The sequence below is a fragment of the Flavobacterium sp. HJSW_4 genome, assembly GCF_042436695.1.
Classification (GTDB): Bacteria; Bacteroidota; Bacteroidia; order Flavobacteriales; family Flavobacteriaceae; genus Flavobacterium.
Window position 1 is genome coordinate 39,300 of record NZ_JBHNPP010000026.1, and the last position, 12,603, is coordinate 51,902.

General features: G+C 32.8%; 10 protein-coding genes. 2 read left to right on the plus strand and 8 right to left on the minus strand.

The features are described from left to right. Positions 1 to 3: 3 nt before the first annotated feature. The 6 genes from ACE01P_RS19650 to ACE01P_RS19675 form a co-directional block, all read right to left on the minus strand. Entirely contained in the window at positions 4 to 453 is a 450-nt protein-coding gene (locus tag ACE01P_RS19650; protein ID WP_379700741.1) for a thioredoxin family protein, read from the minus strand. 257 nt (positions 454 to 710) lie between these two features. Then, a complete protein-coding gene (locus ACE01P_RS19655; protein ID WP_379700742.1) occupies positions 711 to 1,160 on the minus strand; it encodes a thioredoxin family protein in 450 nt (149 codons plus the stop codon). A 213-nt stretch (positions 1,161 to 1,373) separates the two neighbouring features. Next, positions 1,374 to 1,841, minus strand: coding sequence for a thioredoxin family protein (locus ACE01P_RS19660; RefSeq protein WP_379700743.1), 468 nt, complete (start codon positions 1,839 to 1,841; stop codon positions 1,374 to 1,376). Positions 1,842 to 1,888: 47 nt separating this feature from the next. Next, positions 1,889 to 3,373 (minus strand): peptide MFS transporter, encoded by a 1,485-nt coding sequence (locus ACE01P_RS19665; RefSeq protein WP_379700744.1) that lies wholly within the window; start codon positions 3,371 to 3,373, stop codon positions 1,889 to 1,891. Next, positions 3,374 to 5,050, minus strand: a complete 1,677-nt coding sequence (locus ACE01P_RS19670; RefSeq protein WP_379700745.1) for a peptide MFS transporter — start codon at positions 5,048 to 5,050, stop codon at positions 3,374 to 3,376. Between the two features lie 35 nt (positions 5,051 to 5,085). Next, positions 5,086 to 7,257 carry a S9 family peptidase gene (locus ACE01P_RS19675; protein ID WP_379700746.1) on the minus strand — a complete coding sequence of 724 codons (2,172 nt, stop codon included), beginning with the start codon at positions 7,255 to 7,257 and terminating at the stop codon, positions 5,086 to 5,088. 180 nt (positions 7,258 to 7,437) lie between these two features. Between ACE01P_RS19675 and ACE01P_RS19680 the strand changes: the two genes are divergently transcribed. Both ACE01P_RS19680 and ACE01P_RS19685 read left to right on the plus strand, forming a co-directional pair. Beyond that, complete coding sequence (locus tag ACE01P_RS19680; RefSeq protein WP_379700747.1) at positions 7,438 to 8,751, plus strand: hydroxymethylglutaryl-CoA reductase, degradative; 1,314 nt, start codon at positions 7,438 to 7,440, stop codon at positions 8,749 to 8,751. A 91-nt stretch (positions 8,752 to 8,842) separates the two neighbouring features. After that, positions 8,843 to 9,751, plus strand: a complete 909-nt coding sequence (locus ACE01P_RS19685) for a GYDIA family GHMP kinase (protein ID WP_379700748.1) — start codon at positions 8,843 to 8,845, stop codon at positions 9,749 to 9,751. Positions 9,752 to 9,769: 18 nt separating this feature from the next. Here the strand turns inward: ACE01P_RS19685 and ACE01P_RS19690 are convergent, their stop codons facing one another. Continuing rightward, entirely contained in the window at positions 9,770 to 10,117 is a 348-nt protein-coding gene (locus ACE01P_RS19690) for a hypothetical protein (RefSeq protein WP_379700749.1), read from the minus strand. Between the two features lie 374 nt (positions 10,118 to 10,491). Continuing rightward, entirely contained in the window at positions 10,492 to 12,591 is a 2,100-nt protein-coding gene (locus ACE01P_RS19695; RefSeq protein ID WP_379700750.1) for a peptidylprolyl isomerase, read from the minus strand. Positions 12,592 to 12,603: the final 12 nt, after the last annotated feature.

Here is a 12,603-nt window from a genome sequence, read left to right on the forward strand (position 1 = left end):
TTTTTATTCTGGATTTAAAATTGAATTCGATTCAGAAATCCATGATTTTACACCAGAAGAGTTGTAGCCAATAAGACCAAGTTTGTTAAAATTTGTTTTGTCCTTTCTTTGAGTAACCTGAGAAAAACATACTTGGGGAAGTTCGTCAATGCCAAAAGCATTTTTTAATCTTAAATTTTGCTCTTTAGCTGCGTCAGGAACAGAAGGATCTGAAATATCAAGTTTGACTAAAATGACATTTTTACGAGACCAATCTTCAAAATCACGAGTAGAAAAAATTTCATTTTGCAATTGAGAATTTATCCCTTGGCTGGTAAATAAAATAAGTAATGGTCTTCTTTGTTCGACACTTGCGGCTACAGCGTCATTAATGTCGGTTTTCCATATTATATTTTGAGAATTCATATAAAATGGACTTAAAAGAAATAGTAGGATAAGTAATTTTTTAGGCATATAATTTGGGTTATGGTTATGTTAATAAAACTAAAATAATACAAAAAAATGAATCCAATAAAGATTTTAAGAGATTAAAAACCAACTTCTAAGCATTAAAATCAAATTAACAATAAATAGCGCGTTTTTTAATAAATGTGAAATAAACACTAATAAAAACCGTTAATTCTTTTATGTTTTGATAACAAAAAAATCCCCCTTCTGCAAAACAGAAAGGGGACTAAAAAAAAATTAAAATAAAAGTCGAATGAAATCGTCTATTCTGATGGATGCAAAATTGCATTTGATTCTGCAATCCAAGCTTTTGCTCCACCAGGTTTGTAGGCTATTTTTCCTAAAGCACTAAATGTCGTTTTGTTTTTTCTCACCGATGCCATAGCATAACATACTTCTGGAAGATCTTGAACTCCAAATGCGTTTTTTAATTTTACATTTTGTTCACGATCACTATCTGAAGCATTCATATCAGACAAGTCTAATTTTACCAAGACCACGTTATCACGTGACCAAACAGCAAAATCGGGTGTTTTAAAGATTTCGTTTTGAAGATTTTCTGGTACACCTGAGGCAGTGAATAAAATCAGCATTGGTTTCTTCTGGTCATTACTTATAGCAATAGCATCTGTCATGTTTGTTCTCCATGCCAGTTGTGCGTGCGCCATAAATGAACCTAAAAAAAATAGTAGGATAAGTAATTTTTTAGTCATATAAATTGGTTTTGGTTAGATTAGCAAGACGAAATTAACATTATATTTTAATTATCCAATTTTTATTGGCACAAAAAATACATTATGTGTTTTTTTACTAAACATAAAATACCAAATACTCAATTCAGTTAAAATTTGTGAAGAATTTTTCCTACTAAACAAAAAAAGCCTCTTACAGTGTAAGAGGCCTTTTAATTATTTATATATGGAAATTTACAATTTCTTCGGATGTACTATTCCTTCTGCAACAGTTAACCAAGCAGATGGTCCGCCGGCAACATATCCTGTTTTACCAAGACCTTTAAAATTAACTCTTCCGTCTTTTGTTTCTGCGCTTGTAAAAAAAACAGTCGGAAACCCTTGAATACCGAAAGCTTGCTGTAATTCATTGTTTTGACTTTTAAGCTCTGGAGTTTGCGCAACAGCTCTAGGATAATCCAATTCTACTAAAACCACATTATCTGATGCCCATTTTTTAAACTCAGTAGTCTTTAAAACTTCATTTTGCAAACGAATACACCAACCACACCAATCACTGCCTGTAAAAAACATTAGCATCGGCTTTTGTTCTTTATTACTTACAGTAATTGCTTCTCTAACATCTGTATACCATTTTAATTCTTGTGCTTGAAGATTTATGGCACCAATTAAAAACAAAGCGATGAGTAGTATTTTTTTCATAATGAGGAATTTTATACAAATTTATGCAAAAAGTATTTACAATATAATTATTTAACTTCTTGCATTAACCTTCTGATTAATGGGGTTGCAACAATTAAAACAACTCCAGCAATTAAAGAATACAACGCTAATTGATAATATCCATCTGTGTAAGCAATTAGCTTAGACATTAATGTAGTTCCTGTATTAGCATCAGATATTTCTGCTCCCAATTTTCCAGCGGCAAACTGACCAAATGCACTTGATAAGAACCACAATCCCATCATCATTCCAAACAATCTTTTCGGAGATAATTTTGTGATTACCGACATTCCGATCGGACCGATACACAATTCACCAAGCGTATACACAAGATATCCTAAAGCAAAAACATCAAGAGAACTTAATCCATCTGCATTTACAAAAAATCTGGCAGTGTAAAAAATGAAGAAACCTGCAGCAAGCAAAATAAATGATAAACCAAACTTAATAACAGTATTAGGTTCAATTTTTCGCTTAGCCATAAATATCCATAACAATCCTACCAATGGGCTAAAAATAACAACATATAATGAGTTGATACTATTATTTACCACATTCGGATCAATATGAAAAAACAACATCTTGTTAGATAAATTGTCTTTTGCAAACAAAGACAATGAACCTCCTGATTGCTCAGAAATTGCCATAAACATGAAATATCCAAAAATGAATACAAATGCCGCTAAAAGTTTTCGCTGTTGTTTTCCATCCTTTAACATTATCAGTTCGTACGCAAAATACCCTAACGCTACTATTGCCATAGTATACATGAAGTACTCTGTAAAATCAGAATCGATAACCATTATATAAACTAATGGAATAACCACAAAAGAACCTACGTAAACAAGTATTTCGTAAAGATTACGTTTTTTAGGCTCATGGTTTTCTAAAGGAGAATTTCCAATTGGCGCTAAATGTTTTTTAGTTAAAACAAAAGTTATAACTCCAATTATCATAACAATTGCCGCAGAAAGAAAACAAAGACTCCAAGAATAGTTCTTTCCTAAATAAATAGGAATTGCACCACCAAGCATACCTCCAATATTAATCCCTGCATAAAACAATCCGTAACCAGCATCACGACGGCCGTCGCTTTCGTGATACAACTCTCCTACCATTGAAGACACGTTTGGTTTAAAGAAACCTGTTCCGATGATTGAAAGTGTTATTCCGTAGTAAAAGAAATCATGCGGTGAAGCTGCAATAAGCAAATTCCCCAGAATCATTACAATTCCCCCAAAAAGAAGCGATTTCTTGAAACCTAAAATTTTGTCGGCAAAGATTCCACCAATAAAGGTAAACGCATATACAAAAGCTTGAATCGCTCCATATTGCAAATTTGCTTTTCCTTCTAATAAACCTAATTGGTCTACCATAAAAAAAGCTAAAACTCCTCTCATTCCGTAGAAACAAAAACGCTCCCACATTTCAACCAAAAACAAGTACCACAATTGTTTTGGGTACTTGCCTTTAAAATTTTGAATTTCTTCTAAAGTAATATTGTTTTCCATTTATCTAACACCGTGCATTAATTTTTTCAAAAGTGGTGTTAAAGCAAATAATAAAATTGCCGCAATACCTGTCAAGACAACGAAAACCATAAAGAACTCATATAAATTATGGATTTCGAACCCTGCAAAAATTGGATTTTGCGCACTAATTTGATGATGATCCAACAAAGCCAATTGGTCTGCTGAAAGTGTTATTTTTTTATCTAAAACTGCTTGTAAATCGATTCCAAGTTCTTTTGCTTTTGCAAATTTATCACCAGTTGCTGGCAAGATAGAACCTAAAGTTCCTCCTAATGCATATCCAGACGCATTAGACAAGAAGAATACTCCGTATAATAATGATGCAAAACGTTTTGGAGATAATTTACCAACCAATGATAAACCAATTGGAGATAAACACAATTCCGCACATGTATTTAAGAAATATAATAAGATCAACCATTTAACTAATAAAAGTCCAGAAGTTCCGATGTAAGAAACTTGAGTCGCAATCATAAAGAAACTGATAGAGATTATTACTAATCCTGCAGCTAATTTTACTGGAGAAATTGGCTCTTTTCCTTTAGCTCTTAAAGTATCCCAAAGAACACTAAATGGAACTGCCAAAAACACCACAAACATTCCGTTAAAAATTTGAACCATTGACGGTGGCATTGCCCAACCAAAGAAGTGTCTGTCTGTTTGGTTATCGGCAATGAAAGTCAAAGAAGAACCTGCCTGTTCAAATGCCGCCCAAAAGAAAATAATAAAGAACGAAACGATATAAATTACAATAATTCTATCTCTTTCAATCTTAGTCAAAGAAGTATCAGAAATAATTAATCCTGCTAAAGCCAAACCACTTGAATAAATTAAGGTATAAATCAAGTTCTGACCTACAACATAATGAAAAAAGAATCCTAAAACGATAAATGCAATTGCTGCACTTATCAAAGCTTTAGTAGAAAAGTTTGCTGTTTGCGCTTCTCCTTCTTCAAAATCTGAAGCATCATTTTTAGAAGGAAGTCCTCCTAATGCTTTTCCTTCTGGAGAAACTACATATTTATTTTTTAAGAAGTAGAAAAGAACTGTTCCTAACAACATTGCAACAGAAGCTGCCATGAATCCCCATCTAAAAGCATGGATATCTCTAATTCCTCCTGCATCTTTAACATCTCCCAATAAAGGACAGATTGACTGACCTAAGAAAGCTCCGATGTTGATACCCATATAGAAAATAGTAAATGCACTATCTAATTTTGTTTTTTCTTGTTTTGGGTACAAACTTCCAACCATACTAGAAATATTTGGTTTGAAGAATCCGTTACCAAAAACAATTACACCAAGTGCAGAGTACATAATGATTTTTGCCAGACCTAAATTAGACTCAAAAACACTCCCGCTTGTAAACAAAAGCATTTGTCCAGTTGCCATAAGCAAACCTCCTAAAATGATACAGTTTCTGTTTCCTAAAAAACGATCGGCAACAAAACCTCCTAACATTGGTGTTAAATAACAAAGTCCAAGAAAACCTCCATAAATTAATGATGCTTCCTCTTCTTTCATTAATAATGAATTAACAAGAAATAAAGTCAATAAAGCTCGCATTCCATAAAAATTGAACCGCTCCCACATCTCCGTTCCAAACAATACCCAAAGTCCTTTTGGATGCGCAGTTTTTACTTGAGTTTCTCCCATATTATTGTCTATTTAATTAGGTTTAAATATTTAGATTATAAATTTTCTTTGATAAAGTTGGTCATTTTATTATAAAGCTGAATTCTAGTGTTTCCGCCATAAATACCGTGGTCTTTATCTGGGTAAATTTGAGAATCAAATTGTTTATTTGCCTGAATTAAAGCTTCCATCATCTGCATTGTGTTTTGAACATGAACATTGTCATCTCCAGAACCATGAATCAATAAGAACTTTCCTTTCAATTTGTCAACATGGTTGATTGGAGAGTTTTGATCGTATCCGCTTGCATTTTCTTGTGGAGTCTGCATGTATCTTTCTGTGTAAACGCTGTCATAAAAACGCCAGTTTGTAACTGGAGCAACTGCAATTGCCATTTTGAAAACATCATTTCCTTGGAAAATACAGTTAGATGCCATAAATCCACCGTAGCTCCATCCGAAAATTCCAATTCTTGAAGCATCAACATAAGGATAAGCACCAATTACTTTTGCTGCATCGATCTGATCTTCAACTTCGTATTTTCCTAATTCTTTCTGAGTCACTTTTTTGAAATCAGCTCCTTTGTAACCAGTACCTCTTCCGTCAACACAAGCTACGATATAGCCTTGTTGTGTTAAAGAAAGAAACCAGTAATCGTTAGAATTATTCCATTGATTGTTTACTTGCTGTGATCCTGGACCAGAATATTGGAACATGAAAACAGGGTATTTTTTTGAAGGATCAAAATCTTTCGGTTTTAAAATCCAAGCATTCAACTCATTTCCTTTTGCTGTTTTTAAAACGAAATATTCTTTTGAAGGAAGATTATACGCTTTTAATTTATCAGCAAGAGCTTGATTGTTTTCGATAACTTGAATTTCTTTTCCAGTTTTAGCCTCGTTTAAAGTATAAGTTGTAGGCTGTGTATTACTTGAGAAAGTAGTGATAAAGTATTGGAAATTTGGGCTAAAAGTCGCTGCACTTGTTCCTACTTTAGAAGACAAACGCGCTTTATTTTTTCCATCTAAACCAATTCTGTAAAGATCTCTGTTAATCGAACCATTTTCTGTAGATTGGTAGAAAATAGTTTTTGTTTTTTCGTCAAAACCGTAGTAAGAAACAACTTCCCAGTTTCCTTTAGTAACTTGATTTTTAAGTTTTCCGTTTTTATCATACACATAAATATGGTTAAAACCGTCTTTTTCGCTAGTCCAGATAAAACTGTTATCTTTTAAGAAAGTCAAATTATCTGTAATATCTACGTAAGCTTTATCTTTTTCATTTAAAACCACTTTTGCAGTAGCTGTATTACCATCAACAAACAATAAATCTAAATTATCTTGGTGACGGTTTAAAACTTGAGTACAAAGCACGTTTGCATCATTTGTCCACTGCATTCTTGCAATGTAGAAATCATTGTAGTTTCCTAAATCTACTTTTTTAGAAGCATTTCCAGAAGCATCATAAATATGTAATGAAACTACAGAGTTTTTTTCTCCTGCTTTAGGATATTTGAAAGTTTCAATTTTTGGGTATAAATCTTTGTGAAAAATTGACATTGAGAATTCTGGAACTTGGCTTTCGTCAAAACGAATGTAAGCAAGTTTTTTACTGTCTTTACTCCAGTCAAATGCACGTACAAAAGCAAATTCTTCTTCGTAAACCCAGTCAGTAATACCGTTTATAACCGCATTTTTCTTTCCGTCTGTTGTTACAGCAGTCGATTTTTTTGAAGCAACATCATAAATATATAAGTTGTTTTCTTTCGCGTAAGCAATTTTAGTCCCGTCAGGTGAAAATGTTGGTTCTTGAATTTGAAAATCAACAAGTTTAGTCAGAGATTTTCCTGCGATATCATAAAGAAAATAATCTGCAGTAAAAGAGTGACGGAATATTTTAGATGAATTACAAGCAATTAAGATCTTTTTTTCAGAAGCATCAAAAGTGTAGCTGTCAATTCCGTCGGCAAGTTCTTTGTAGTTTTTAGTATCGATAAGATTTGATACTTTTTTCAGCGTTGCAAAATCGTATAAATCAATCTGCATGCTTCTGCTCGCCATATCAACATTTAAAACAGTATATTGATTAGTATTTTTTAGCGATTGCAGCTCATCCATCCCTTTGGCCCGGAAAGTTCCGCTAAAAACATTTTCGACAGTTATTTTCTGCTGCCCAAAAACGACCGCAGTTAAAAATAAAAGTACTGCAGTAAATTTACTTGTATTCATTAGAATTATTTTAAATATAAAAAGAGCCCAATTTTAATAAAAAAAATAAACATAATACACATTTTAAGTGTTAAATGTTAAAAAAAATAACGATTGCGTATTTTGATCTTCAAAATACATTGCAAACAAAACTCTTAAAATAGTATCTTTGCCGCAACATTATTATTTAATATATTGAGAATGAACAACGCTGTTGCCGGATTTTCTAAATTATCCAAAAAAGAAAAAATTAACTGGATTGCAAATGAATATTTTTCGACCCCTGAAGAGGCGCAAAATATTATAAGAAATTACTGGAATTCAGACGAAAAGCTACAGCAGCTTCATGATGAATTTATAGAAAACACCATTACAAACCTTTACATCCCACTTGGAGTTGCTCCTAACTTTTTGATCAATGGAAAATACAAAACTATTCCGATGGCAATCGAAGAAAGTTCTGTTGTCGCTGCAGCTTCTAAAGCAGCAAAATATTGGTCAACCAGAGGCGGATTTAAAGCTACTATTATCAATACCGAAAAAATCGGTCAGGTTCATTTTACTTATAGTGGAGATGCAGAAAAACTAACTCAGTTTTTTGACGAAATAAAACCAAAGTTTTTTTCTGAAACACAAAGCATTACCAAAAACATGCAGCAGCGTGGCGGCGGAATTTTAGATATTAAACTAAAAGACAAAAGAAGTCTCCTTGAAAATTACTATCAGCTTCATGCTACTTTTGAAACAAAAGACAGCATGGGTGCCAATTTTATAAATTCTTGTTTAGAGCAATTTGCAACTACTTTAAAAGAAGAAGCTCAAAATTCTGACTTATGCCAAAATGGTGAAAATCTAGAAGTTATAATGAGTATCCTTTCTAACTATGTGCCTCATTGCCTTGTTAGAGCCGAAGTTTCTTGCCCAATCGAGGAATTAGCAGAAAAACATATAAATAATCCTCAAGAATTTGCAGAACGTTTTGTTCAAGCCGTTCAAATTGCAGAAGTTGAACCTTTTAGAGCGGTTACGCACAATAAAGGAATTATGAATGGTGTTGATGCTGTAATTCTAGCAACAGGAAATGATTTTAGAGCTGTAGAAGCTGGTGTTCACGCTTATGCAGCTAGAAATGGACAATATGCGAGTTTATCTCATGCAAAAATCGAAAACGGAATTTTTACTTTTTGGCTTGAAATTCCGCTTGCAGTTGGTACAGTTGGCGGTTTAACCTCTTTACATCCATTAGTTAAATTGTGTTTAGAAATTTTAGAAAAACCTTCCGCTACAGAATTAATGGAAATTGTGGCCGTTGCAGGTCTAGCACAAAATTTTGCAGCATTACGTTCGTTAACTACAACAGGAATTCAAGAAGGTCACATGAAAATGCACCTTAATAATATTATCAATCAATTTGAAGCTACAGATGAAGAGCGTCATTTAATTAAAACGCACTTCAAAAAAACAGCCGTTTCTCACAGCGCCGTAGTAGAATTTATTGAAAATTTAAGAAAATAATCAATCAGATAAACTCCTAAGATTTTAAATTCCAATGTTAATTTTTGGAATTTAAAATCTTAGGAATTTATATAATAATATCGAGACAAGTATGTCAACAACCTTTTACAGTAACGGAAAACTTTTTATTGCGGGCGAATATCTTGTTTTGGATGGAGCAGATGCTTTTGCGTTACCGACAAAATTTGGTCAGGATTTAGTAATTGAAGAACTAGAAGGCAGACAAATTGAATGGAAAAGTTACGATCATGACAATCATTTATGGTTCGAAGAAGCAATTACTTTTGATGAAGTCATAAAAGGTTCAGATCCTCAAATTGATACTGTAAAATCAACTTTGATCAATATTCTTCATGCCGCTTATACTTTGAACCCAAAATTCATAGATACTGCTAAAGGATATAAAGTGAGTACACATTTGAGTTTTCCAAAAAACTGGGGATTAGGAACTTCTTCAACTCTTATAAATAATATCGCGCAATGGACAGAAACCAATGCTTTTACGTTACTAAATAACAGTTTCGGCGGAAGTGGTTACGATATTGCCTGCGCACAAAACAACACACCAGTTTTATATCGAATCAAAGATAATTTTGTTCAACAAGTCGAATTTAACCCTGACTTTAAAGAGCATATTTATTTTGTTTATTTGAATAAAAAGCAAAATAGCAAATCTGCCATTTATTCTTACAACAATCACAAAAGTAATCGTTTAGCAGATAGCGTTGAAGAAAACAACAAAATCACAAACGCCATTCTTCATGCTAAAACATTAAAAGAATTTGCTTCGGCAGTTCAAAAACACGAAATTCATTTGAGTAGAATCCTAGAAATGCAGACTATAAAAGAGGCTGTTTTTCCAGATTTTAATGGCGTAATTAAAAGTCTAGGGGCTTGGGGCGGCGATTTTGTTATGGTAGTTTCTAAAGAAAATCCGAAAGAGTATTTCTCTAATAAAGGATACGAGACTATTTTAACTTATGAAGAAATGATTCTATAAATCAAATCAAAAAACTAATTAATTAGCTCTTTTGCCCTTAATGTGTTTAGTCTCTAAACGTCGTACGGCTTTGCTTTCTTGTTCATTCGACTCAATAAGTCTATTGTGCAAGCGCTCGGCCATTTTTTCGATGCTGTTTGTAATAGAATCATAAACAACTTCCATACGGCGATGCTTCTCTTCTTTTACTGCTCTTAAAACATCTTCTACGAAAAGCTTATCATATTTTTCGGCAACAGAATCATGTGTATTTGTCAATCTAATCACATAATCGTTGCTCAAAATAGTAACTTTAAAATGTTGTTCTTCGTTACTCAAATAATACTTTCCACCCAATTCATCAACATTGATGTCGGTACTGGCCACTTTTAAAAGCTCGATAATAATACCATAAATATGACTTTCTATTTTGGTATATACTCTCTGCTTCTTTCTAAAAAATTTAAAAGTAAAAAACATTCAAATAATTAATTTTTAAAGCATTTGTTTATTGGATTCGTATTCTTTTTATTTCCTATTCTAAGCCAAAAGCAAGAATATGTTAAAGTAAAAAAACGAGCAAATTAACTGTAATAATTTGAAAATCACAAGTTTTTTAAATTAAATTTCGATAATTTCTATATACATTTAGAAAATTGGCAGTAAAAAAACACAAACCATAATTACCCAAATAATGGCAAAAAGAAAAACCCGAAACACTAAAAGCGTTTCGGGTTTTTTTTATAAGAATTACTTTCTAATTAGTAATTAAATTGTAATCTATTATCTTCAATTTTAGCATTGTTTTTTAACGCTGGTAATACTCTACTTGCATCATTAGCACTTTGAGCTTTTACTTTCTCTACATAAGCAGCGTGATTAGCAATTGCAGGAGCTTTTACAGTTTTAACGTTTTGAACAACATAAACACCTGTATTTCCTTCAATTGGAGTAGAAATTTTATTTGCAGCTAAAGCAAATGCATTACCTACAACTTGTGGCTCTTGTCCAACTCCACCTGGTAAAACTGGATTATCAAGAGTTACGTCTGTAGCTTGTTGAACAGCAACTCCTGCTGCTTTAGCGATAGCTTCAATACTTGAACCTTGCATTTTAGCTTTTAACAATTCAGCTTTTTTCTTGTTTTTCAAGATTGGCTCAACGTAAGGTCTTGCCATATCAACAGAAACTAAACCAGATTTGTTTTCACCTTTATATTGTGCAATAACGTGTCCGATGTTTGCAATTTCAAAACGTTTTACATCTCCTTTACCTGTTTCTTTATCAAATGCCCATCTTACAATGTTACGTTGGTTTCCTAATGGCCCAAACGCTTCATCCATAGCTTTTGCATTAACTGGCTGAGCAACTTTTAAACCTAATTCTTTAGCTGCAGCATTGAAATCTTTATCAGCAGCATCCATTTCGAATTTAGTTGCTAATGTAAATACTTTATCAGAAGTAGCTTCAGAAGGCTCAATTTTTTGAGCGATTGTAGCTAAACGAATTCCGTCTTGTTTGTCAGTAATTTTGATAATGTGAAATCCGAAAGGAGTTTCAACTAAACCAACTTTACCAATTCCGTTGCTGAATACAAAATCATTGAAAGGTTTTACCATTTGGTTTGGCCCAAAATATCCTAAATCACCACCTTGTTGTGCAGATGAATCATCAGAACTTGTGAAAGCCAACATCATAAAACTATCTGGATTAGCTTGAACTTGCGCTAAAATTTCTTCAGCTTTAGCTTTAGCTTCTTCTTTAGTTCTTTTCTCTTTTGGGTTTGGAGTTTGAGATCCTTCGTAACCAATTAAGATATGACTTGCTTTTGCATTAACACCAGCTTTAAATCCTTGAGATTTAGAGATTGCATAGTATCTTCCGTAAACGTATGGTCCGTAAATTGCTCCAGCTGGTAAGCTGAATAATTTATCAGCGTCAACTGCTGGTAAAGCATTTTTAGGAACATAAGTAGAATCGTAAGGAACATCAGAATTTGCATTTACAAATTCTGCAATGTTTGCTGCATTTCTAAATCCTGGCAATGAATCGTTTTTACCAGTTTTTGCGTTGTAAACAACACTTCCTGATAATAAAGCAGTTAATTTAGCTTTAATTTCAGCCTCATCTTCTTTAGAAGCTTTATCTTCAACTAAAACGTACTGAATTTCACGAGTTGCATCAGCTTTGAATTTTTTCTCATTTTTCTTCATGTAAGCTACAATCTCATCATCAGAGATTTTAACTTCACTATCTTTAATAGAAGAGTAAGGAGCTGCCGCATAAGCAAAACTCACTTTATTAGCCTCCATTTCATACTTTAATTTTCCTTCACTAGCAGTTGTGTAAAGTCCTGATTTAATTAAAGTATTATAGATTTGAAACTTAGCATTCAATTCAGCATCTTTCTCTTTTTGAGCGATGTATTGTGCAGCTTCTGGATTTGTTTTAAAATAATCTTTAAACTTAACAACATCAAAAATTCCTGCTGCGTTTAAGAACATTGGGTTTTTACCAATATTTGGATCTGATTTCAAAACCTCTAAAATGTGTTTTTCACCAACTCTCAATCCTAATTTATCAAATTGTGATGACAATAAAGCGATTGAAACTTCTTGATCCCAAACTCTGTTTGCAGCTTCAGTGGAAGTTATACCTTGCCCACTTTTTTCAACATTACTAACTTTAACTCTAAAGTCTTCAAATGAAATATCTTTTCCATCGATGCTTCCTACATCTTTTGAACTTTGACCAAATGTTCCTCTTGTAAATAGATCTTGTATTATAAATGCAAATAATGCAAGTGCAATAACTCCTATCAATAAAGCGGAACGCTGTCTAATTTTTGCTAAAACTGCCATTTTATTATCGTT

Coding starts and splice junctions, on each gene's coding strand:
- ACE01P_RS19655 (WP_379700742.1), bottom strand. CDS start 1,160: ATGACTAAAAAATTACTTATCCTACTATTTTTTTTAGGTTCATTTATG.
- ACE01P_RS19675 (WP_379700746.1), bottom strand. CDS start 7,257: ATGAATACAAGTAAATTTACTGCAGTACTTTTATTTTTAACTGCGGTC.
- ACE01P_RS19650 (WP_379700741.1), bottom strand. CDS start 453: ATGCCTAAAAAATTACTTATCCTACTATTTCTTTTAAGTCCATTTTAT.
- ACE01P_RS19685 (WP_379700748.1), top strand. CDS start 8,843: ATGTCAACAACCTTTTACAGTAACGGAAAACTTTTTATTGCGGGCGAA.
- ACE01P_RS19680 (WP_379700747.1), top strand. CDS start 7,438: ATGAACAACGCTGTTGCCGGATTTTCTAAATTATCCAAAAAAGAAAAA.
- ACE01P_RS19665 (WP_379700744.1), bottom strand. CDS start 3,373: ATGGAAAACAATATTACTTTAGAAGAAATTCAAAATTTTAAAGGCAAG.
- ACE01P_RS19670 (WP_379700745.1), bottom strand. CDS start 5,050: ATGGGAGAAACTCAAGTAAAAACTGCGCATCCAAAAGGACTTTGGGTA.
- ACE01P_RS19660 (WP_379700743.1), bottom strand. CDS start 1,841: ATGAAAAAAATACTACTCATCGCTTTGTTTTTAATTGGTGCCATAAAT.
- ACE01P_RS19695 (WP_379700750.1), bottom strand. CDS start 12,591: ATGGCAGTTTTAGCAAAAATTAGACAGCGTTCCGCTTTATTGATAGGA.